Annotated in this window: 21 protein-coding genes and 1 pseudogene; 13 read left to right on the top strand and 9 right to left on the bottom strand. The window is 73.7% G+C overall.

Annotated features, from left to right (window positions below):
* Positions 1 to 233 precede the first annotated feature (233 nt).
* The 4 genes from CR165_RS15065 (at position 234) to CR165_RS15050 (ending at position 2,860) form a co-directional block, all read left to right on the top strand.
* Positions 234 to 737: a type III secretion system chaperone family protein gene (locus CR165_RS15065; RefSeq protein ID WP_109517820.1), complete on the top strand. Its 504-nt coding sequence runs from the start codon at positions 234 to 236 to the stop codon at positions 735 to 737.
* A complete protein-coding gene (gene proC / locus CR165_RS15060; protein ID WP_109517819.1) occupies positions 734 to 1,570 on the top strand; it encodes a pyrroline-5-carboxylate reductase in 837 nt (278 codons plus the stop codon). The genes CR165_RS15065 and proC overlap by 4 nt, the downstream gene beginning before the upstream one ends.
* 123 nt (positions 1,571 to 1,693) lie before the next feature.
* Positions 1,694 to 2,353 carry a TetR family transcriptional regulator gene (locus CR165_RS15055; protein WP_181378186.1) on the top strand — a complete coding sequence of 220 codons (660 nt, stop codon included), beginning with the start codon at positions 1,694 to 1,696 and terminating at the stop codon, positions 2,351 to 2,353.
* A gap of 72 nt (positions 2,354 to 2,425) precedes the next feature.
* Complete coding sequence (locus tag CR165_RS15050) at positions 2,426 to 2,860, top strand: phasin family protein (RefSeq protein ID WP_109517818.1); 435 nt, start codon at positions 2,426 to 2,428, stop codon at positions 2,858 to 2,860.
* Positions 2,861 to 2,882: 22 nt separating this feature from the next.
* On the opposite strand, the gene CR165_RS15045 is transcribed toward CR165_RS15050, so the two are convergent.
* The 4 genes from CR165_RS15045 to CR165_RS15030 all read right to left on the bottom strand — a co-directional run bounded on the left by CR165_RS15045 (position 2,883) and on the right by CR165_RS15030 (position 7,090).
* Positions 2,883 to 4,334, bottom strand: a complete 1,452-nt coding sequence (locus CR165_RS15045; RefSeq protein WP_181378185.1) for a phospholipase D-like domain-containing protein — start codon at positions 4,332 to 4,334, stop codon at positions 2,883 to 2,885.
* Between the two features lie 112 nt (positions 4,335 to 4,446).
* Entirely contained in the window at positions 4,447 to 5,829 is a 1,383-nt protein-coding gene (locus CR165_RS15040; RefSeq protein ID WP_109517817.1) for an ATP-binding protein, read from the bottom strand.
* Positions 5,826 to 6,545, bottom strand: coding sequence for a response regulator (locus CR165_RS15035; RefSeq protein ID WP_109517816.1), 720 nt, complete (start codon positions 6,543 to 6,545; stop codon positions 5,826 to 5,828). The genes CR165_RS15040 and CR165_RS15035 overlap by 4 nt, the downstream gene beginning before the upstream one ends.
* Positions 6,542 to 7,090: a MarR family winged helix-turn-helix transcriptional regulator gene (locus CR165_RS15030; RefSeq protein ID WP_109517815.1), complete on the bottom strand. Its 549-nt coding sequence runs from the start codon at positions 7,088 to 7,090 to the stop codon at positions 6,542 to 6,544. The genes CR165_RS15035 and CR165_RS15030 overlap by 4 nt, the downstream gene beginning before the upstream one ends.
* A 114-nt stretch (positions 7,091 to 7,204) precedes the next feature.
* Here CR165_RS15030 and CR165_RS15025 point away from each other — a divergent pair, with 114 nt between their 5' ends.
* Positions 7,205 to 8,104 carry a branched-chain amino acid aminotransferase gene (locus CR165_RS15025; protein WP_109517814.1) on the top strand — a complete coding sequence of 300 codons (900 nt, stop codon included), beginning with the start codon at positions 7,205 to 7,207 and terminating at the stop codon, positions 8,102 to 8,104.
* A 42-nt stretch (positions 8,105 to 8,146) separates the two neighbouring features.
* On the opposite strand, the gene CR165_RS15020 is transcribed toward CR165_RS15025, so the two are convergent.
* Positions 8,147 to 8,476 (bottom strand): hypothetical protein, encoded by a 330-nt coding sequence (locus CR165_RS15020; protein WP_181378184.1) that lies wholly within the window; start codon positions 8,474 to 8,476, stop codon positions 8,147 to 8,149.
* Between the two features lie 77 nt (positions 8,477 to 8,553).
* A complete protein-coding gene (locus CR165_RS15015) occupies positions 8,554 to 8,862 on the bottom strand; it encodes a con-10 family general stress protein (protein ID WP_245906457.1) in 309 nt (102 codons plus the stop codon).
* A gap of 178 nt (positions 8,863 to 9,040) precedes the next feature.
* On the opposite strand from CR165_RS15015, the gene CR165_RS15010 reads away from it, so the two are divergent.
* On the top strand, positions 9,041 to 10,339 hold the full coding sequence (locus CR165_RS15010) for a glycerate kinase type-2 family protein (protein ID WP_109517812.1): 1,299 nt from the start codon (positions 9,041 to 9,043) through the stop codon (positions 10,337 to 10,339).
* 87 nt (positions 10,340 to 10,426) lie between these two features.
* On the top strand, positions 10,427 to 11,860 hold the full coding sequence (gene pyk, locus CR165_RS15005; protein WP_109517811.1) for a pyruvate kinase: 1,434 nt from the start codon (positions 10,427 to 10,429) through the stop codon (positions 11,858 to 11,860).
* Between the two features lie 52 nt (positions 11,861 to 11,912).
* Here pyk and ada read toward each other — a convergent pair whose 3' ends face one another.
* The 3 genes from ada to CR165_RS25675 all read right to left on the bottom strand — a co-directional run bounded on the left by ada (position 11,913) and on the right by CR165_RS25675 (position 14,175).
* Complete coding sequence (ada, locus tag CR165_RS15000) at positions 11,913 to 13,010, bottom strand: bifunctional DNA-binding transcriptional regulator/O6-methylguanine-DNA methyltransferase Ada (RefSeq protein ID WP_281262104.1); 1,098 nt, start codon at positions 13,008 to 13,010, stop codon at positions 11,913 to 11,915.
* A gap of 63 nt (positions 13,011 to 13,073) precedes the next feature.
* Positions 13,074 to 13,649: a tetratricopeptide repeat protein gene (locus CR165_RS25680; RefSeq protein WP_109517810.1), complete on the bottom strand. Its 576-nt coding sequence runs from the start codon at positions 13,647 to 13,649 to the stop codon at positions 13,074 to 13,076.
* Between the two features lie 181 nt (positions 13,650 to 13,830).
* Positions 13,831 to 14,175: a hypothetical protein gene (locus CR165_RS25675; protein WP_245906455.1), complete on the bottom strand. Its 345-nt coding sequence runs from the start codon at positions 14,173 to 14,175 to the stop codon at positions 13,831 to 13,833.
* A 432-nt stretch (positions 14,176 to 14,607) separates the two neighbouring features.
* Between CR165_RS25675 and osmF the strand changes: the two genes are divergently transcribed.
* The 6 genes and pseudogenes from osmF (at position 14,608) to CR165_RS25405 (ending at position 20,040) form a co-directional block, all read left to right on the top strand.
* A complete protein-coding gene (osmF, locus tag CR165_RS14985; RefSeq protein ID WP_109517809.1) occupies positions 14,608 to 15,564 on the top strand; it encodes a glycine betaine ABC transporter substrate-binding protein OsmF in 957 nt (318 codons plus the stop codon).
* 2 nt (positions 15,565 to 15,566) lie between these two features.
* Positions 15,567 to 16,760 carry an ABC transporter permease subunit gene (locus CR165_RS14980; RefSeq protein WP_109517808.1) on the top strand — a complete coding sequence of 398 codons (1,194 nt, stop codon included), beginning with the start codon at positions 15,567 to 15,569 and terminating at the stop codon, positions 16,758 to 16,760.
* Positions 16,757 to 17,689 (top strand): ABC transporter ATP-binding protein, encoded by a 933-nt coding sequence (locus CR165_RS14975; RefSeq protein ID WP_109517807.1) that lies wholly within the window; start codon positions 16,757 to 16,759, stop codon positions 17,687 to 17,689. The genes CR165_RS14980 and CR165_RS14975 overlap by 4 nt, the downstream gene beginning before the upstream one ends.
* The gene (locus CR165_RS14970) at positions 17,686 to 18,408 is read left to right on the top strand and encodes an ABC transporter permease (RefSeq protein WP_109517806.1); all 723 of its coding nucleotides are present in this window, start codon (positions 17,686 to 17,688) and stop codon (positions 18,406 to 18,408) included. The genes CR165_RS14975 and CR165_RS14970 overlap by 4 nt, the downstream gene beginning before the upstream one ends.
* Before the next feature lie 137 nt (positions 18,409 to 18,545).
* Positions 18,546 to 19,151: pseudogene (locus CR165_RS26125) on the top strand (PAS domain-containing protein); the annotation flags it as partial.
* 106 nt (positions 19,152 to 19,257) lie between these two features.
* Entirely contained in the window at positions 19,258 to 20,040 is a 783-nt protein-coding gene (locus CR165_RS25405; protein ID WP_219929765.1) for a methyl-accepting chemotaxis protein, read from the top strand.
* The last annotated feature ends 1 nt before the right edge of the window (position 20,041 follow it).

The raw sequence follows: 20,041 nt of genomic DNA, 5'->3' as shown, positions 1-20,041 counted from the left end.
CGCGCGACCCTAGCCCCGCGCCGCGGCGCTGCCCATGGTGGCGGGCGGATGAAGCCCCGCCCGGGGCGCCCATGCTGCGGCGCGATGAAAATCCGCCGGCACCCCGCCAGACTCGGGCCAAGCCCCTTGCGACGGCATTTGAGCCCGCGATATGCAAGCCTTTGTGGTGTGGGCATCTGGCTTCACCCAAGACCTGGGTGGCCCTGTCCCCCGATAGGGAAGGAGGTGCCGCGATGTCCGGCTTGCAAACCGCCGACCGCGACCGTTCCGCCAATCCGCTCGACGTGCTGGAACAGATCGTCGCCGCCAATGAGTGGGTGTTCGAGCGCCGCTCCGATGGCGAGATGGCCGTCGAGGCACCGGGGAAGTGGTGCGACTATGGCCTGTTCTTCTCCTGGTCGCAGGAGATCAGCGCCATGCATTTCACCTGCGCCTTCGACCTGAAGGTTCCATCCAACCGGCGCGGCCCGCTCTACGAGCTGCTGGCGCTCGCCAACGAGAAGCTCTGGATCGGCCATTTCGGCATTGACAGCGAGGATGGCGCGCCGGTCTACCGCCATGCCGTGCTGCTGCGCGGCGCGCCCGGCGCCAGCGCCGAGAGCCTGGAGGACATGGTGGACATCGCCATCACCGAGTGCGAGCGCTTCTTCCCCGCCTTCCAGTTCGTCCTCTGGGGCGGCAAGCCGCCGGCCGAGGCGCTGGCCGCCGCCATGCTGGACTGCGTGGGCGAGGCATGACCGTGCCGGCTCCCACCCCCGCCGCCTCTCCCCTGCCGCCGATCCTGCTGGTCGGCTGCGGCAAGATGGGCGGCGCCATGCTCGAGGGCTGGCTGGAGCGGGGCGTGCGGCAGGCCGTGGTGGTCGAGCCGCAGCCCGCCTCCGTCGCCCCCTTCTCCGACCGCGTGACGGTCTGCGCCGGGGTCGAGTCCATCCCGGCCGGCTTCGCCCCCGCCGTGGTGGTGCTGGCCACCAAGCCGCAGCAGGCCGAGGCCGCGCTGCCCGCCTGCGCCGCCTTCGCGCGGGCCGGCGCGCTGTTCGTCTCCATCATGGCCGGCAAGACGGTGGCGGGCATGACGGCGCTGCTGGGCGGCGAGGCTCGGGTGGTGCGCGCCATGCCCAACACCCCCGCCGCCGTGCGCCAGGGCTTCACCGCCGCCTTCGCCGGCCCCGGCGTGACGGAGGAGCAGCGCGCCCTGGCCGACACGCTGCTCGCCGCCATCGGCGAGGTGGCCTGGCTGGAGGAGGAGGCGCTGATCGACCCCGTCACCGCCGTCTCCGGCGGCGGGCCGGCCTATGTGTTCCTGCTGGCCGAGGTGCTGGAGAAGGCCGCCATCGAGCAGGGGCTGCCGCCCGAACTGGCGCGGCGCATGGCGCGGCGCACCGTCTCGGGCTCCGGCGCGCTGCTGGCCGCCAGCCCGCTGGATGCCGCGCAGCTCCGCGTCAACGTCACCAGCCCCAAGGGCACCACCGAGCGCGCGCTGAACGTACTGATGGCGCCCGAGGCCTGGCCGAAGCTGATGTCCGAGGCCATCGCCGCCGCCACCGCCCGCTCGCGCGAGCTGGCCGGCTGAACCCCCCCGGCTGAAACCCCCGGCTGAAACCCCCTGCCCCGCCGGCTGTTCCCCGGCGGGGCGCGGTGCCCCTGGCCAGCCTCTCCCCCTGGTGAAACCCGGCGCGGACCCCAGACTCCTCCCATGACCGAAGCAAGCTCTCCCCCCGACGAGACCCGCCTGAACGACGCCCTCTGGTCCCTGGTGGCCGAGCAGGGCTGGCATGGCTTCGCCATGGCCGAGCTGGCGGAGCGCGCCGGCACGACGCTCGAGGCGCTGCGCGAGATGGTGCCCACCAAGTTCGCCCTGCTCTGCCGCCATGCGCGCGCCGTGGACCGGGCGGTGCTGGCCGATTCCGCGCTGAGCACCGGCGGCGCCCCGCGCGACCGGCTGTTCGACACGCTGATGCGGCGGATCGACGCGCTGCAGCCCCACCGCGAGGGCCTGCTCCGCTTCGGCCGCGACATGCGGCGCGACCCGGCGCTGAGCCTAGCGCTGGCGCCGGTGCTGGCCGGATCGATGCAGTGGATGCTGGAGGCGGCGCGCATCGAGGCGGGCGGGCTGCAGGGCCTGCTGCGGGTCAAGGGCCTCTCGGCGGTGTGGATCGCCACGCTGCGGGCCTGGGAACAGGATGACAGCCAGGATCTCGGCCCCACCATGGCCGCGCTGGACCGCGCGCTGGACAAGGCGGAGCGCGTGGCGCGGATGCTGCGCCTGGATGCCGCGGAGCCGCCGCCCGCCTCTCCCCCGCCTGCCCCTCCCCCGCCTGCCCCTTCGGCGCCCGCCCCCGAGATCGTGACCTGACGATCCGGGTTGCGCTTCCGGCCCGTTCCGCGCCGCGCTAGAGTGCCACCGAAGCAACGATAAGGAACGTCCATGTCAGACAGGCCCACCCCCCCGCCAGAGATGGACATCATGCGGATGCTTTCCGACTTCCGACTGCCGGTGATGCCGGATGTCGAGGCGCTCGCCGCCGCCCAGCGCCGCAATTTCGAGGCGCTCTCGGCCGCCAACAAGGTGGCGCTGGAAGGCGCCCAGGCGGTCGCCCGCCGGCACATGGAGATCCTGCAGAGCTCCATGGCGGAGATGACCCAGGCCATGCAGGGCCTGAGCGGCGAGGCGGACCCGCAGGCCAAGGCGGCGCGCCAGGCCGAGATGGTCAAGGCCACCTATGGCCGCGCCGTCTCCAACATGCAGGAGATCGCCGATCTCATCCAGAAATCCAACGCCGAGGCGCTGTCGCTGCTGAACCGCCGCTTCGCCGAGGCGATGGACGAGGTGAAGTCGCTGATGGCGAAATCCTCCGGCTGAGCCGGAGCAAAGCCGGCGGCGCCTAGCGGCGCCGCCGGAACAGGGAGCGCATCTGCCGCTTCAGGCTGGGCGGCCGCTCGGGATCGACCAGGTCGCTCTCCGCCAGGGTCTCCTCGGCGGCGCTCAGCTCCCGCAGCGGCAGGGGCTGCAGCCGGCGCCCACCCGAGGCCAGCGCCTCCACCGCGCCGATCAGCGAGCCGTGCTTCCCGACCGCCGCCACGACGGCTTCCGGATCATGGTCGAGATGCTCCGCCAGCAGCCGGTGCCGCAGCGCCAGGATGGCCTGCCGCGTCGCCTCCGGATCGGCGGCCATGGTGGCATCCACCGCCAGGTCGCACTCGGTGTCGTGCCCCATCGAGCGGTTGTTGAGGTTGGCGGAGCCGATCTTCAGCACCCGGTCGTCCATGATCATGATCTTGGCGTGCACATAGATCGGCGTGCCCGCCTCGTTCACCGGGTGCAGGATGCGGAAGCGCCCGTACCGGTCCGCCTTGCGCACCATGTGCACCAGCCGCACCCGCGCCGCGTCCATCGTTGCCTGCTCCAGCCAGCCATCGGCGGATTCCGGGTTGATCAGCAGGATCTCCGGCCCGTCCGGCTCCCGCAGCCGCGCCGCCATGGCCTCGGCCACACGGCGGGAGGCGAAGTACTGGCTCTCGATGTAGAGGCTCTGCCGCGCCGTGGCGATCAGCCGCAGCGTCAGCGCCTCGATCTCGCTCACCTGCGGCTCCTCCTGGTAGGCCGCCATGGTGCGGGCGATGCCGACCTCCACCTGCTGCAGCAGCGGCTCCAGCTCCTCCGGCCAGCTCGGCCCCTCGCCCGGCGCGGCGGGCCAGTCCTCGCCCGTGGCGCGCTTCCAGCGCTCGCGGGCCAGCTCGCCCAGCGCTCGGGCCAGCGGGCCGTCGGCGCAGGTGGTGGCGTCGTGCCAGGGGGGGAGGGGCTTGCCGCCGGGCGTGTGCCGGGCCGGGGCATCCTCGGCATGTTCCGGCGTGTCCCACCGGCCCACCGTCATGTCGATGCCGCCGCAGAAGGCCAGCGCGTCATCCACCACCAGCAGCTTCTGGTGGTGCGCGGCGGTGGGCGGGTGGGCGCCGTCCAGCTTCATCCGCACCCGGTGTCCGAACAGCCAGCGCAGGAAATAGGCCGGCGTCTCACCCCGGCCCAGCGATTGCAGCAGGCCGAGATCCCATTTCAGGATGCCGATGCGCAGCGAGTTCCGGCGCTTGGCGAGCCAATTGAGGAAGGCGCCGACGCGGTTCGGGCCCTCCAGCGTCTGGCCCTGTGGCTCCAGGGTGATGCGGGCGTCGAAATCCCAGCCGACCAGGATGACGCTGTGCCGGGCCCGCAGCATGGCCTGCTTGGCCGTCCGGAAATAGTCCGACGCATCCACCAGCACGGCCAGTTTGTCAGCCCGCGCCACCCGCCAGCAGGTCTCGCCGGGAACCAGCAGGGGCGTGGCGGCGTCGTTCGGCACAGGCGGTCTCCTCGGGAGGGGGTACCAGGGGCAGCGGCCCAGCTTCGGCTGAAAAGCGCCGCCGCCGGGAGGTTTTCATGGACTTTTGTCCATGTTGCTCCCGGCGCATGTCTCAGGCCGGCAGGCGGACCAGGGCGCGCAACCCGCCCAGCGGGCTGCCCTGCAACACGATATCCCCGCCATGGGCGCGGGCGATATCGCGGGCGATCGCCAGGCCCAGCCCGGTGCCGCCGGCGGAGAAGCTGGTGAAGGGCCGGAACGCCTCCTCCCGCGCCTGCTCGGGGATGCCGGGGCCGTCATCGTCCACCGAGATCATCACCCACCGGCCGGTGGAGCGGCCGCTTTCCTCGCGCGGCGCCTCGGTAACGGCCACAGCGATGCGGCGGGCATGGCGGCGGGCATTGTCCAGCAGGTTGCCGAGGCAGCGGCGCAGCGCATCCACCCGCAGCGGCAGCACCAGCGCCTCCGGCGCCTCCACCGAGACGATGGCGCCGTCCCGCTGCGTCCGCGCGGCGAGGTCGCGCACCAGCTCGGTGAGGTCGGCGGGCTGCGACTGCTCCGTCCCCTCCCCGCGCGCGAAGGCGAGGTAGGTGGCGATCATCCGCTCCATCTCCGCCACATCCTCGGTCATGGCGGCGGCATCCTCCTCGGCGCCGGCGGGCAGCATGGCCAGGCTGAGGCGCAGCCGCGTCAGCGGCGTGCGCAGATCGTGGCTGATGCCGGCCAGCATCTCCGTCCGCTGGCCGATGAAGCGGCGGATGCGCGCCTGCATCTGGTTGAAGGCCGCCGCCGCCTGCCGCACCTCGGAGGCCCCCTCGGGCTTGATCGGCCCCACCTCGCGGCCCAGCCCGAAGGCCTCGGCGGCGCTGGCCAGCCGCCGGATGGCGCGCACCTGGTTCTTCATGAACAGGGCGGCGACGAAGAACAGCAGCAGCGAGGTGCCGACCAGCCAGATGACGAACAGGTAGAGCGTGCCGAAGAACAGCCGCTTGCGCGGCGCCTCCACATGCAGCACCCCATCCGGCATCTGCACGCGGATGATGACGCTGCGCGGGTCGGACTGCCAGTCGGTGTCGAAGGGCAGGCCGACGCGCTCGCGCAGCGCCTGTGCCAGGTCCCCCTCCAGCGGCAGGATCGGCAGCCAGCTCTGCCGCTGGCCGGGAATGGCGATGGTGGCGTCCGGCTCGAAGGCCAGGGAGAGGTCCATCCGCCAGGCCGCCTCGCGGAAGATCCAGCCCCGCTCCACCTCGCGCGGGTGGCGGCTGAGCAGCTCCACCACCATGCCGACATCCCCCGCCACACCTCCCGCCAGCCGGCGCGAGATGACGTCGAGATGCCCGCCATAGAAAAGCTGCAGCGCCACGCCCTGCAGGATCAGCAGCGGCAGCAGGATGATGAGCAGGGCGCGCCCCAGCAGGCCGCGGGGCAGCAGCCCGCGCAGCGGCGTGCCGAGCTTCCGCAGCGCGCGGCGCATCAGGGGCGGGGCGGGCTTCATATGCCGGGCTTCAACACATAGCCGCGGTGCCGCACCGTCTGCAGGAAGCGCGGCTCACGCGGGTCGGGCTCGATCTTGCGGCGCAGGCGGGTCACCTGCACGTCGATGGCGCGCTCCCCCGCCTCTGGCGTGCCGAGGGCGGCGGCGATCTCCTCGCGCGTCAGCACCTCGCCGGCGCGGCGGGCCAACGCCGAGAGCAGCGCCGCCTCGCCGCCGGTCAGGCGCTGGCTGCCATCGGGGCCGCGCAGCTCGCCGCGCTCGGGGTCGAACCAGTGGGGGCCGAGCTGCACCGGCGCCAGCGGCAGGCTGGCCGGCAGCGCCGGCGCCACCCGCCGCAGGATGGTGCGGATGCGCAGCGCCAGCTCGCGCGGCTCGAAGGGCTTGGCCAGGTAGTCGTCCGCGCCGCGCTCGAAGCCGGCGATGCGGTCGTCCGGCGCGCCGGCGGCGGTGAGCATCAGGATCGGCACCTCGTGCCCCTCCCGCCGCAGCCCCTCGGTGAGGTCGAGGCCGGATTCGCCGGGCATCATCACATCCACCACCAGCAGGTCGAAGGCCATGGCCTGCAACGCCTGGCGCGCCGCCGCGGCATCGGCCGCCGCGCTGACGCGGAAGCCCTGCTCCGAGAGGAAGCGCTGCAGCAGGTTGCGCAGCCGCGCATCGTCATCCACCACCAGCAGGTGCGGCTCGGCGCCGCCGCCCGGCCCTGCCCCGCTCATGCCGCGCTCCGGGGCTTGGTGCCGATCGGGCGCGCCGCCTCGGGCAGGGCCCGGTCGAGCTGGGCGCGGGCCTCGGGGCCCATCAGCCCGCGCATGACGCGGCGGAACCCCTCCACCGCCACCGGCCCGGCCTCGCGGTAGGCGCGCATCACCCATTCCCGCTGCCGCTCGAACAGGCGCTTCTCCAGCGCCTCGCCCTTCTCGGTCAGCGAAAGCAGGCGCTGGCGGCGGTCGTTGCGCCCGGGTGCCTGCACCACATAGCCCTCCTCCACCAGCGGGTTCAGCACCCGGCCCAGCGACTGCTTGGTGATGCCAAGGATCGCCAGCAACTCGCCCACCGTGATGCCGGGGCGGCGGCCGACGAAGTGCAGCACGCGGTGATGCGCCCGGCCCATGCCGAGCTCGGCCAGGATGGCGTCGGGGCCGGCGGTGAAGTCGCGATAGCCGAAGAACAGCAGGTCCTGGGCGAGCCGGAGCTCCTCCTCGCGCAGGAACAGGAGCTGGCGTCCAGCGCCCACGGGCTTCGCGTCCGGTGCTTCAGGCATTGCAGTCATGCTTCCCTGTTGGGTCAGCGTCATTGACACATCGAACGGGTAATTTTACCGTCGCCTTATTCAGCGCAATTATGTTGCGCAGACAAGAGCCGGAGGATGGCACACATGGCGCTGGTTCCCTTTGACGACCGTGACGGCTGGATCTGGATGGACGGCCAGATGGTCCCCTGGCGGGATGCCAAGCTGCACGTCCTGACCCACGGCCTGCATTATGCCAGCGGTGTGTTCGAGGGCGAACGGGCCTATGGCGGAAATATCTTCAAGCTGCGCGAGCACACGGAGCGGCTGATCGCCTCCGGCCGCATCCTCGGCTTCGAGATCCCCTACACCGCCGAGGAGATCGACGCCGCCTGCATCGCCGTGATGCAGAAGAACGGCCTGACCGACGCCTATGTCCGCCCCCTCGCCTGGCGCGGCTCGGAGATGCTGGCGGTCTCGGCGCAGCAGACGAAAATCCATCTGGCGATCGCCACCTGGGCCTGGCCGAACCTGTTCGGCGACAACCGCATGAAGGGCGTGCGCCTCGGCATGGCGCCCTGGCGCCGCCCGGCGCCCGACACGGCGCCGACCGCCTCCAAGGCCGCCGGCCTCTACATGATCGGCACGCTGTCGAAGCACGCCGCCGAGGCGCAGGGCTACGACGACGCGCTGATGCTGGACTACAAGGGGGATGTGGCGGAGGCGACCGGCGCCAACGCCTTCTTCGTCTTCGACGGCGAGCTGCACACGCCGACGCCCATCTGCTTCCTCGACGGCATCACCCGCCGCACGGTGATGGGGCTGGCGCGGCAGAAGCAGATCAAGGTGGTGGAGCGCACCATCCGGCTGGAGGAGATCGGGCAGGCCAGCGAGGTGTTCCTGGCCGGCACGGCGGCCGAGGTGACTCCGGTGCGGGTGATCGGCGAGCACAGCTACACGCCCGGCGCCATCACCGAGACGCTGCTGCGCGACTACGAGGCGCTGGTGCGCCTGAGCCCGGAGGAGGTGGCGCGCCGCGCCGCCTGACCGGGCCGGCGACGGCCGGCGGCCCGCCCGTGCGGCGGGCCGTCAGCCGATGATCAGGGCCAGGGCCACCAGGATCAGGATCGCGCCTCCGCCCCCGATCAGGGCGAGGCCCAGCCGGGAGCGGCTGCCCGGGCCGACGGTCTGCTCGATGCTGCCGCCCCGCGCCAGCCCGACGGCATTGCCGGGCTGCTGCGTCTCCAGCCTCCGGGCCTGCGCCACCTGCTCGAGGGTGGGCGAAACGCCGGCCGCCTCGTCATCGGCGCCGAGCGGCGCGGCGGCGGGGTCGTGGAACGCCACCTTGTCTCCGGTGCGGCCGCTGTCGATCTCGTGCCGCAGGCGGTCGGTCTGCACCGGTGCCTCTTTCTCGCGCATCGCCCTGTTCTCCATGCGAAAAGGGGGCGTCGTGCCCCCTTTGCCGTTTTCCGCTTTCCGCCGCAGGCAGGCCGCCGTCAGCGGCCGCCGCTGTTCTGCCCGCCCTTGCGGCCGGCTTCCGAAGCCCGTTCCCGGTCCTGCGCGAAATTGCCGCCGCTGGCCTGCCCGCCCTTCTGCCCCGCCTCAGAAGCCCGCTGCGGGTTGTTGGCGAAGTTGCCCCCGCTCTTCTGGCCGCCCTTGCGGCCCGCCTCGACGGCCAGCGCAGGGTCCCGGGAGAAGCTGCGCTGCCCGGGCGGCACGCTCTGCCCGCCCCTGGAGGCGATTTCGTGCTGCCTGTCCGAATCCATCGACGCGAAGCCACGGTTCGAACTGTTCTGGTTGGTCACGGGGTTGTCCCTTCCGTTGTGAACAGTCGCCGACGATGAACCGGCCCTCCCGCGCTCCGGTTCCCGGAAAAGCCCCCGGCCTTTTCCGCCCCGCCCTGCCCGCCATGGCCGGCACGGCTTCCGCTCGCGGAGCCCAGGGGCCAGAATGCGCCGCCACGCCAGGGAGCACCCACCACCGATGAACTGGACCGACGCCACCGCCCGAGCCGCGCTGCGGCGCGTGTTCGACGCCGCCATCCGCGCCGCCGACCCGCGCGCCATCCTGGCCGGCCACCTGCCGCCGCAGCCCCGGGGCCGCGTGGTGGTGGTGGGCGCCGGCAAGTCGGCCGCGGTGATGGCGGCGGCGGTGGAGGCCGCCTGGCCGGGGGCCGATCTCTCCGGCCTCGTCATCACCCGCTACGGGCATGCGGTGCCCACGGCGCGCATCCGCGTGGTCGAGGCCAGCCACCCGGTGCCGGACGCCGCCGGCGCCGCCGCCGCCGCCGAGGTGCTGCGCGCCGTGCAGGGCCTGACGGCGGACGACCTGGTGCTGGCGCTGATCTCGGGTGGCGGCTCCTCGCTGATGGCGCTGCCCGCCGAGGGGCTGACGCTGGAGGACAAGCAGGCGGTCAACCGCGCCCTGCTCGCCTCCGGCGCCACCATCCACGAGATGAACTGCGTCCGCCGGCACCTCTCCGCCATCAAGGGCGGGCGGCTGGCGGCGGCGGCGCATCCCGCGCGGGTGCTGACGCTGGCCATCTCCGACGTGCCGGGGGACGATCCCACCGTCATCGCCTCCGGCCCCACCGTGCCGGACCCGTCGAGCTTCGCCGAGGCGCGTGGCATCGTGGCGCATTACGGCATCGGCCTGCCGCCCGCCGTGGCCGCGCATCTCGCGGCCGCCGCCGACGAGACGCCCAAGCCCGGCGACCCGCGCCTGGCCGGCGCCGAATTCCGCATGATCGCGACGCCGCAGATGGCGCTGGAAGCCGCCGCCGCCGAGGCGCGCGCCCTGGGCCTCACCCCCCTGCTGCTGGGCGATGCGCTGGAGGGCGAGGCGGCGGTGCTGGGCACGGCGCTGGCCGGCATCGCCCGCAGCGTGCGCGCCCATGGCCACCCGGTGGCGGCGCCCGCCCTGCTGCTCTCGGGCGGCGAGACCACGGTGACCATCCGCCCCGGCACGCCCCAGGGGCGCCCCGGTGGCGGGCGCGGCGGGCGCAACGGGGAATGCCTGCTGGGCTTCGCCCTCGCCGCCGCCGGCCAGCCCGGCACCTGGGCGCTCATGGGCGACACGGACGGCATCGACGGCTCGGAGGAGAATGCCGGCGCCATCGCCGCGCCCGACACGCTGGCCCGCGCCACGGCGGCCGGGCTCGACGCGCGCGCGCTGCTGGCGGCGCATGACAGCTTCGGCCTTTTTCACGGATTGGGCGATACCATCGTCACCGGGCCGACACTGACGAATGTTAACGACTTCCGTGCCATCCTGATTGCCTGACGGCGCCTCTGCCGCCATGTGCCGGGCTCAAACTGCCCGGCCTTTCCTCTCATGCCGGGCTGAAGCCCGAGACAGAAGGATACTCCCTTGCCGCCGCGCATCCCGCTCCGCCGCCACCGCCGCACCAAGATCGTCGCCACGCTGGGCCCGGCCAGCTCCACGCCGGAGGTGCTGGAGCGCCTCTACCGCGGCGGCGCCGACGTGTTCCGGCTCAACTTCAGCCATGGCAGCCACGAGGACCACGCGGCGCGCATCGAGATGATCCGCGCGCTGGAGAAGAAGGTGGGCCGGCCCATCGGCATCCTGGCTGACGTGCAGGGGCCGAAGCTGCGCGTCGGGCGCTTCCAGGGCGGGCGGGTGCAGCTGCAGACCGGCCAGCGCTTCCGCCTCGACATGAGCGCCACGCCGGGCGACGTGCGCCGCGTGCAGCTGCCGCATGCCGAGATCATGGACGCGGCCCGCATCGGCACCACCCTGCTGCTCGATGACGGCAAGCTGCGCCTGCGCGTGGTGCACAAGCGGGACGACCACCTGGAGACCGAGATCCTGGTCGGCGGCCCGCTTTCCGACCGCAAGGGCGTGAACGTGCCGGACGTGGCGCTGCCCATCCCGGCGCTGACCGAGAAGGACCGCGCCGACCTCGACTTCGTGCTGCCGCTCGGCATCGAGTATGTCGGCCTCTCCTTCGTGCAGCGTCCCGAGGACGTGGCCGAGGCCAAGGCCATCGCCGATGGCCGCGCCTGGGTGATGGTGAAGATGGAGAAGCCCCAGGCGGTCGAGAATCTCGAGGGCATCCTGGCGCTCACCGACTGCGTCATGGTGGCGCGCGGCGACCTCGGCGTGGAATGCCCGCCCGAGGAGGTGCCGCTGATCCAGAAGCGCATCGTCCGCGCCGCCCGCGCCCTCGGCAAACCGGTGGTGGTGGCGACGCAGATGCTGGAGAGCATGATCACCGCCCCCGCCCCCACCCGCGCCGAGGCATCGGACGTCGCCACCGCCGTGTTCGACGGGGCGGACGCGGTGATGCTCTCGGCCGAGAGCGCCGCCGGTCAGTTCCCCTTCGAGGCGGTGAACATGATGGACCGCATCCTGACCCGCGTGGAGCAGGATGATGGCTGGCGCCAGATCACCGATGCCGCCCGCCCAGCGCCGGAGAAGAACTCGGCCGGCGCCATCGCCGCAGCCGCCCGCCAGGTGGCCGAGACGATCGAGGCGGAGGTGATCGCCACCTTTACCGCCACCGGCTCCACCACGCTGCGCGTGGCGCGGGAGCGGCCCGGCAGCCCGATCCTGGGCCTGACTTCCAGCGAGGCCACCTCGCGCCGCATGGCGGTGGTGTGGGGCGTCCACCCCCTGCTCTCGGCCGAGCCGCACTCGATGACGGACATGGTGCACAAGGCAGTGCGCGCGGCCCAGGCGGAAGGCTTCGCCAGCACGGGGGATGAGGTGGTGGTCACCGCCGGCGTGCCCTTCGGGACGCCGGGGACGACCAACGCGCTGCGCGTGGCCGTGGTGAAGTAGAAAAGGCAAGGCCGGGGGAAGGAATTCCCCCCGGACCCCCATCTTTTTTCTGTCAGCTTGCCGCTTCGCGGTCGAGCAGGGCGCGCTTGCGCGGCAGGCCCCAGCGGTAGCCGGTGAGGCTGCCGTCCCGGCCAATCACGCGGTGGCAGGGCACCGCCAGCGCCACCGGGTTGGCGCCGCAGGCCGCCGCCACCGCCCGCACGGCGCGCGGCTGGCCGATGCGCGCCGCCAGATCGGAATAGGTGGTGGTGTGGCCGGGCGGGATGTCCGTCAGCGCCTGCCAGACGCGGTGCTGGAAGGCGGTGCCGCGCAGATCCAGCGGCAGGGCGTGGGCCGCGTGCGGCTCCTCGATCAGCGCGACCACGGCGCGCAGTTCCGCCGCCATGGCTCCGTCGCCCGGAAGCAATCGCGCCTGTGGGAAGCGGGCGGCCAGCTCCCCCTCCAGCGTCGGCTCATCCGGGCCGAAGGCGATGCGGCAGAGGCCCTTCTCCGTGCGCGCCACCAGCAGCAGGCCGAGCGGCGATTCCGTGAAGGCGTAGCGGATCTCCTCCCCCGCCCCGCCACGCCGGGCGGCGCCGGGCGTCATGCCGAGCAGCCGGCCGGGTCGCTCATAGACACGGCTCTCGCTGCCGAAGCCGGCCTCCGCCACCGCATCGGCCACGCGGGTGCCCCCGGCCAGGGCGGCTTGCAGGCGGCGTGCCTTCACCGCGTCGGCATAGGCGCCGGGGGTGAGGCCGGTCACCGCGCGGAACAGGCGCAGGAAGTGGTGCTTCGCGTAGCCGGCGCGGGCGGCCAGCACCGCCAGGGGCGGCAGGGTCTCCGCTTCCTCGATCAGCGCGCAGGCGGCGCGCACCGCCTCGGCCTGCAGGGCGGCGCGCTCGCCGCGCGGGTCGCAGCGGCGGCAGGCGCGGAAGCCCGCCGCCTCGGCGCCCGCGCAATCGGCGAAGAAGCGCACGTTCCGCCGCAGCGGCAGGCGGGAGGGGCAGCCGAACCGGCAATAGACGCCCTGCGTGGTCACGGCATAGAGCATGCCGGGATTGGGCTGGCGGCCTTGCAGGGCGGACCAGAGCCGGTCGGCCTGCAAAGCCGCCGGGAGGTCCGTGACGCTGTCCATGGCGATGTCCGTGGAGGTTCCGGTGTCGGGGCTCATGGCAGGCTGTGTCGCACGGGCCGGGCGGGAGCGGCCATCCGGCCGTTGCCGCGGCACGGCGCTTCAGGTGCCGGTGCCGTGCACCTTGTCGTGCAGGGCGCGCAGCCGCTCCGCCGCGCCCGGCAGGGTCGGGTGCAGGCTCACCGCCTCCTCCATCGCGCGCAGCGCGCCCTGCCTGTCCCCCACCTGCTCGCGCAGCGAGGAGAGCAGCGCCAGCGCCACGAAGTGCCGCGGCTGCAGCACCAGCACCTGCTGCAGGTCGCTCATGGCGGCCTGCATGTCGCCCAGGGCGGCCAGCGCCTGGGCGCGCATCAGCCAGGCATCGGCATGGCCGGGTTGCAGGGTGATGGCGGCGTCGAAATCCTCCACCGCGTCGGCCGGGGCCTCGGCCTCCAGGTTGCGCCGGCCGCGTTGGAGCAGCAGCGTCACGGCGGGCGAGGCACCCTGCGCCCAGAGGGTGCGGATGCGCGCGGCCAGGGCGGCGCCCGCCACCTCGTCCGGCGCCGCGGGCAGTGCGTCCAGCAGGCGCTCGACCTCCGCCTTGCGGGCTTCGGCGGTGGCGGGGCGCTGCGCCTCCGCCACCCCGGGGGGCAGCAGCGGCAGGGCCAGCAGGAGCAGGGGCAGCAATGCGGCGCGCATGGCGCCATGGTCCGGTGGCCGGGCGGTGCTCCGCAAGCAAAATCCGCCCGGCCGCCGCGCGGGTCCAGCGCGGCGCGTGGCCCGTCGCCCACAAGGTTGAAGGCCAGCACCACCAGGAAGATGGCGAGGCCGGGATAGACCGACATCCACGGCGCCTGGGTGAGGATGCGCTGCGCCGCGTTCAGCATCGAGCCCCAGGAGGCACGGGCGGCTGCTGGCCGAGGAAGGAGAACGAGGCCTCGGCGATGATCGCCTCCGCGATGGCCAGCGTGCCCCGCACCAGCAGCGGCGGGTTGCCCATGGCGCGGACGGCCTCCCCCCGGTCCATCGCCTTGGCCGCCAACGCCATGCCGCGCGCCAGGCGCATGAAGATCGGCGTGGCCGAGATGGCGATGGCCGGCAGCGCCACGGCGATGAACACCAGCCCCGCCAGCAAGCCCGGCCATGGCCAGGCGGCCGGCCGCATGCCGCCCGAGAGCTGGCGCGGATATTCCGCCGCGCGCCGCGCCGCCTCGGGGATGCGCACCTGCTCGGGCGCGGCGATGGCGGCGCCGCGCCTCGGCCGGCAGTTCGCCGATCTCCCTCCCGGCGAGGCGGAAGGTAATGGAGAGGTCGATGACCTCGGGCGCCGGCGAGTTCATGGGCCGGCACCGGCGCCGGCTGGAAGGGGGAGAGGCAGGGGCATGGTGCCGGAAACTTGCACAATCCGGGCCACGGCCGGGCCGCGCTCCGGCTTGGCAAGGCGGGGGGGCGCCCGGCAGCATGGCAGGATGCATCCGCCCCCGGCCGGCATAGCCAGCACCAGCATGGCAGGCAGGGGGCAGGACGAGGAGGCTTCCCTGCCGCCGTTTCGCCACCACTTCGCGGGAAGCCGCCTCCGCCGACGCGGCCTGACACTCCCGCGCCGCCGCCGCGTTGCCGCAGCGGCACCGCCCCCACCGCTTCCGGAGACGACCCGATGACCCTGCCGCCCGCCCTGCCCTCCGCCCCCCTCAAGCGCCGCGCCGCGCTGGGGCTGGCCGCCGCCGGCCTCGCGCTCGCCCTGCCCCGCGCGCCGCGCGCGCAGGACCGCCCCGTCACCATCGGCTCCAAGCTGGACACGGAGGGCGCGCTGCTCGGCGAGATGATCGCCCAGGTGCTGGAGGCGCAGAAGGTGCCGGTGCAGCGCCGCCTGCAACTCGGCCCGACGCGCATCGTCCGCGAGGCGCTGATCGCTGGCGAGATCGACCTCTACCCCGAATACACCGGCAATGGCGCCTTCTTCTTCCAGAGGGAGGACGACCCGGCCTGGCACAACGCCGCCCAGGCGGCCGAGACGGTGCGCCGGCTGGACGCCGAGCGGAACAAGCTGGTCTGGCTGAAGCCTGCGGCGGCCAACAACACCTGGGCCATCGCCGTGCGGCAGGACCTGGCGAAGCAGGCCGGCCTGAAGAGCCTGGACGATCTGGCGCGACACCTGAAGGCCGACGGCGCCTTCAAGCTCGCCGCCTCGGCCGAGTTCGTCGAGAGCCCGGCGGCGCTGCCTTCCTTCCAGAAGGCCTATGGCTTCACCCTGCCGCCCGAGCGGCTGCTGGTGCTCTCGGGCGGCGACACGGCGGTGACGATGCGCGCCGCGGCCGAGAAGCTCAACGGCGTCAACGCCGCCATGGTCTATGGCACGGACGGCGCCATCCAGGCGCTGGAGCTGGTGGTGCTGGAGGACCCGAAGGGCGCGCAGATCGTCTACCAGCCCGCCCCCGTGGTGCGGCAGGCGGTGGCCGAGCGGCTGCCGAAGCTCGGCGAATGGCTCGACCCGCTCTTCGCCTCGCTCTCGCTGGAGACGCTGCAGACGCTGAACGCCCGCATCGTGGTGGAGGGGCAGCCGGCGCGGCAGGTGGCCGCGGCGCATCTGCGCGGCCTCGGCCTCGCGCGCTGACCATGCCGCCGCGACCGGCCGCCCTCGCCGCCCGCGCCGCGCCCGAGCCCGCCGCCCCGCCGCGCGAGGCCACCGCCGTGGCGCTGCTGGCGGCGGGGGCGGCGCTGTGCCCTTTCCTGCTCGGCTGGCTCTCGCTGGCGCCGAACCGGCTGCTCAGCCCCCGCCCCGCCGCCCTGCCGATGACGCCGGGCGTGACGCTGGGGCTGGGAGCCTTCCTGTTCGCTTGCCTGGCCGTGCTGCTGCTGGCGCGGCGGGAGCGGCTGCTGCCCTGGGCCGAGGCCGCCGCCGCCCTGGCGCTGACGGCGCTGCTGGCGACCCTCGGCCTCGGCGCCGGCATGGCGCTGGAGGGCGTCTCGCCGCTGGCGCGCGCCATGCCGGCAGCCGGGCCGTGGCTGGCGGTGCTGCTGCTGGCGCTGGCGGCGGGAAGCTGCGCCGCCGGGCGCGGCGGCACGCCGGCGCGCTTCCTGCTGCTCTCCGCGCTGGGGGCCGCCGGGCTGCTGGCGGCCGGGCTGCTCGACGGCCTCTCCGTGGTGCGGGAGGCGGCGGCGCGTGGGGCCGAGATCCGTGCCGCCCTCGGCCAGCACCTGCTGCTGGCCGGCGGCGCGCTGGCGCTCGCCCTGGCGCTGGCGGTGCCGCTCGGCCTGCTGGCGCTCTCCCGCCCGCGGCTGGAGGCGGTGCTGATGGCGGTGGCCAACGGCTTCCAGGTGATCCCCTCCATCGCCCTGTTCGGCCTGCTGATGGGGCCGCTGGCGGCGCTGGCGGCGGCCTTCCCCGGGCTGCGCGCCTGGGGGGTGGGCGGCATCGGGCCGGCGCCGGCGATGCTGGCCATCTCGGCCTACCTGCTGCTGCCGCTGGCCAGCGCCCTGCTGGCCGGGCTGCGCGTCGCGGGGCCCGCGCTGCTGGATGCCGCGCGCGGCCAGGGGCTGACCGCGCGCCAGACCCTGCTGCGCCTGCGCCTGCCGCTCGGGCGCGGCGTCATCCTGGGCGGGCTGCGGGTGGCGGCGGTGCAGGCGGTGGGGCTGGCCACGCTGGCGGCGCTGATCGGCGGCGGCGGCCTCGGCGCGCTGGTGTTCCAGGGCATCGGCCAGCTCGCCACCGACCTCATCCTGCTCGGCGTGCTGCCGGTGGTGGCGCTCTCGCTGCTGGTGGACGCCCTGCTGGCCGCGCTGCAATCGGCGCTGGAGGTGCCGCGATGATCCGCTTCGAGGGAGTCTCCCGCCGCTATGGCGACCGCGCCGTGGTGGACCGGGTGACGCTGGAGGTGCCCACAGGCAGCATCTGCGTGCTGCTCGGCGAGAGCGGCTCCGGCAAGTCCACGCTGATGCGCATGGTCAACCGCCTCGTCGAGCCCAGCGCCGGCCGCGTGCTGGTCTCGGGGCGGGACGTGGCGCAGGCCGAGCCGGAGGCGCTGCGGCGCGGCATCGGCTATGTCATCCAGTCGGTCGGGCTGTTCCCGCACTGGCGGGTGGCGGAGAACATCGCCACCGTGCCGCGCCTGCTGGGCTGGGCGCCGGAGCGCGCCGCCGCGCGGGTGGACGAGCTGCTGGCGCTGGTGGGGCTGGAGCCGGAGCGCTTCCGCGCCCGCTTCCCGCACGAGCTCTCGGGCGGGCAGGCGCAGCGCGTGGGGCTGGCGCGGGCGCTGGCCGCCGACCCGCCGCTGCTGCTGATGGACGAGCCCTTCTCCGCCCTCGACCCCGGCACGCGGCGCGACCTGCAGGCGGAGCTGCGCCGCATCCATGCCAGCACCGGCAAGACCATCCTCTTCGTCACCCATGACGTGGAGGAGGCGCTGGCGCTGGCCGATCATCTGGCGGTGCTGGAGGAGGGCCGGCTCGCCGCGCATGGCCGCCCGGCGCGGGTGCTGGAGGATGGCTCGGACCGCAGCGTGCGCCGCCTGTTCGGCGAGGAGAGCCTGGCCTTCCACCGCCTCGGCACCCTGCCCGCCGCCCGCCTCGCCCGCGACGAGGATGCGGAGGACGGCCTGCCCGTGCTGCCCGCCGCCGCCTCGCTGAAGCAGGCGCTGATGCTGATGCTGGAACAGGGCGCCGACCGCCTCGCCGTGCCGGCCGAGGCCGGCTTCCCCGGCGGCACGCTGCACTGGGCCGACCTGGTGCGCGCGGCGTGAGCCGGCCGCTCCTCTGGCTGCTGGCGCAGGCCGCCGCCTTCCTGCTGGCGCTGTGGGCGGCGCCGCGCGCGGAGGGGCTATGGCGCTGGCTGTTCCCCGGCATCGCCCGGCCCGTGTGGGAGAGCCAGGGCTGGTTCACCCTGCTGGGCGAGCACCTGATGCTCTCGCTCGGCGCCGCGGCCATCGCCGGCGCCATCGGCCTCGGCGCCGGCATCCTGGCCACGCGGCCGGGCGGGCAGCGGCTGCGGCCGCTGCTGGACGCGGTGTTCTCCCTGGCCCAGGCCATCCCGCCCGTGGCGGTCATCGCGCTCGCCCTGCCGCTGCTGGGCTTCGGCGCGGCGCCCACCCTGCTGGCGCTGGTGCTCTATGCCAGCCTGCCGGTGATGCGCGGCGCCGTGGCCGGGCTCGACGCCGTGCCGCCCGGCGTGCTGGATGCCGCGCGCGGCACCGGCATGGGGCGTGCGGGCATCCTGGCGCGGGTGGAGCTGCCGCTGGCGCTGCCGGTGATCCAGGCGGGGCTGCGCGTCGCCGTCGTGCTCTCGATCGCCACCACGGCGGTGGGGGCCGTGGCCGGGGCGCAGTGCCTGGGCACGCCCATCGTCACCGGGCTAGCCAATGGCAACATGGCCTGGGTGGCGCAGGGCGCCGTGTTCACCGCCTGGCTGGCGCTGCTGGCGGACCGGGCGCTGCGGCTGGTGCTGGCGCGGAGCACGGGATAGGCGCGGCGGGCAGCACCAGGACTGCCGGGCCGGAGGCCCATGCGCCACACCTGCCGGAGGCTCAAGCGCCACACGTTCAGAATCCTTTACCGTCCCCGGGCATAGCCTCGCGCCACTTTCTCTCCCCCGAGGTAGCCATGCTCGATACGATCTGCGCCGCCCTCCCCCCCAGCGCGGCGGCCCGCATGGCCGCCGTCCAGGCCAGCCAGGCGGTGATCGAATTCCAGCTCGACGGCACCATCCTCGGGGCCAACGACCTGTTCCTGCGGGCCATGGGCTACACGATCGAGGAGATTCGCGGCCGGCCGCACAGCATGTTCATGGAGCCGGGCGCGCAGTCGGACCCCGCCTACCAGCTGTTCTGGCGGGAGTTGCGGGCGGGCCGCTTCCAGAGCGCCGAGTTCCGGCGGATCGCCAAGGGCGGGCGCGAGGTCTGGATCCAGGCTTCCTACTGCCCGGTGCTCAACCGCTGCGGCAGGCCGGCGCGCATCATGAAGTTCGCCACCGACATCACGGCCAGCAAGATGCTCGCGGCGGACCATGCGGGGCAGATCGCCGCCATCCACCGCTCCCGCGCCGTCATCGAGTTCGACCTGTCGGGCAAGGTGCTCACCGCGAACGAAAATTTCCTCGCCGCCACGGGCTACCGGCTGGACGAGATCGTGGGCCAGCACCACTCCATGTTCATGCACCCGGAGGAGCAGCGCCTGCCCGCCTACGAGGCCTTCTGGCAGGCGCTGCGCAACGGCCAGTACCAGGCGGCCGAGTTCCGGCGCCGGGCCCAAGGGCGGCCGCGAGATCTGGATCCAGGCCATCTACAACCCGATCTTCGCGCCCTGCGGCCGGCTGATGAAGATCGTGAAATACGCCACCGACATCACCGCCACGGTACAGGCCCGGCAGCGCCGCCTGCAGATGGGGCAGGAGGTGGCCGGGGAGCTGTCCGGCATCTCCAGGGCGGCCGAGACGACGCTGCACCGCGCGGAGGCCGCGGCCCGCTCCACCGGCGAGACCCTGGGCAAGGTGCAGACCATCGCCCAATCGGCGGACGAGATGGCGAACTCCGTCTCCGAGATCAACCGGCAGGTGCGCAGCGCCTCGGAGGTGTCTCTCGCCGGCCAGGCGGAGGCGGAGCGCGCCTCGGTGACGGTGGCCGATCTGGTGCAGGCGGCCGACCGCATCGGCGAGGTGCTGGGGCTGATCGCCGCCATCGCCGGGCAGACCAACCTGCTGGCGCTGAACGCCACCATCGAGGCGGCCCGCGCCGGCGAGGCCGGCAAGGGCTTCGCCGTGGTGGCCTCCGAGGTGAAGAACCTCGCCAGCCAGACCGCCAAGGCCACCGGCGAGATCAGCAGCCAGGTGGGCCAGATGCGCAGCGCGGTGGAGCAGACGGTGGGGGCGATCCGCTCCGTGGCGCAGCGGATCGAGGCGATCTCGGACATCGCCACCGCCATCTCCAGCTCGGTGGACGAGCAGAGCATGACCACGCGGCAGATGGCCGAGAACATGACGCAGGCCGCCGGGGCGGTGGGGGCCATCAGCCAGAGCCTGCAGGGCATCAACGAGGCGGCGCAGCAGATGCAGAGCAACATCCGCAACGCCGCCGACCTGTCGCAGGCGCTGATCTCCTGAG

This window comes from Teichococcus aestuarii, from assembly GCF_003116135.1.
GTDB lineage: Bacteria > Pseudomonadota > Alphaproteobacteria > Acetobacterales > Acetobacteraceae > Pseudoroseomonas > Pseudoroseomonas aestuarii.
This window is presented reverse-complemented; position numbering and strand designations above follow the sequence as displayed.

Excerpts from the sequence above, each read along its gene's own strand:
- CR165_RS15065 (WP_109517820.1), top strand. The coding sequence starts at position 234 with ATGTCCGGCTTGCAAACCGCCGACCGCGACCGTTCCGCCAATCCGCTC.
- proC (WP_109517819.1), top strand. The coding sequence starts at position 734 with ATGACCGTGCCGGCTCCCACCCCCGCCGCCTCTCCCCTGCCGCCGATC.
- CR165_RS15055 (WP_181378186.1), top strand. The coding sequence starts at position 1,694 with ATGACCGAAGCAAGCTCTCCCCCCGACGAGACCCGCCTGAACGACGCC.
- CR165_RS15050 (WP_109517818.1), top strand. The coding sequence starts at position 2,426 with ATGTCAGACAGGCCCACCCCCCCGCCAGAGATGGACATCATGCGGATG.
- CR165_RS15040 (WP_109517817.1), bottom strand. The coding sequence starts at position 5,829 with ATGAAGCCCGCCCCGCCCCTGATGCGCCGCGCGCTGCGGAAGCTCGGC.
- CR165_RS15035 (WP_109517816.1), bottom strand. The coding sequence starts at position 6,545 with ATGAGCGGGGCAGGGCCGGGCGGCGGCGCCGAGCCGCACCTGCTGGTG.
- CR165_RS15030 (WP_109517815.1), bottom strand. The coding sequence starts at position 7,090 with ATGCCTGAAGCACCGGACGCGAAGCCCGTGGGCGCTGGACGCCAGCTC.
- CR165_RS15025 (WP_109517814.1), top strand. The coding sequence starts at position 7,205 with ATGGCGCTGGTTCCCTTTGACGACCGTGACGGCTGGATCTGGATGGAC.
- CR165_RS15020 (WP_181378184.1), bottom strand. The coding sequence starts at position 8,476 with ATGCGCGAGAAAGAGGCACCGGTGCAGACCGACCGCCTGCGGCACGAG.
- CR165_RS15010 (WP_109517812.1), top strand. The coding sequence starts at position 9,041 with ATGAACTGGACCGACGCCACCGCCCGAGCCGCGCTGCGGCGCGTGTTC.
- ada (WP_281262104.1), bottom strand. The coding sequence starts at position 13,010 with ATGAGCCCCGACACCGGAACCTCCACGGACATCGCCATGGACAGCGTC.
- CR165_RS25680 (WP_109517810.1), bottom strand. The coding sequence starts at position 13,649 with ATGCGCGCCGCATTGCTGCCCCTGCTCCTGCTGGCCCTGCCGCTGCTG.
- osmF (WP_109517809.1), top strand. The coding sequence starts at position 14,608 with ATGACCCTGCCGCCCGCCCTGCCCTCCGCCCCCCTCAAGCGCCGCGCC.
- CR165_RS14980 (WP_109517808.1), top strand. The coding sequence starts at position 15,567 with ATGCCGCCGCGACCGGCCGCCCTCGCCGCCCGCGCCGCGCCCGAGCCC.
- CR165_RS14975 (WP_109517807.1), top strand. The coding sequence starts at position 16,757 with ATGATCCGCTTCGAGGGAGTCTCCCGCCGCTATGGCGACCGCGCCGTG.
- CR165_RS25405 (WP_219929765.1), top strand. The coding sequence starts at position 19,258 with ATGAAGATCGTGAAATACGCCACCGACATCACCGCCACGGTACAGGCC.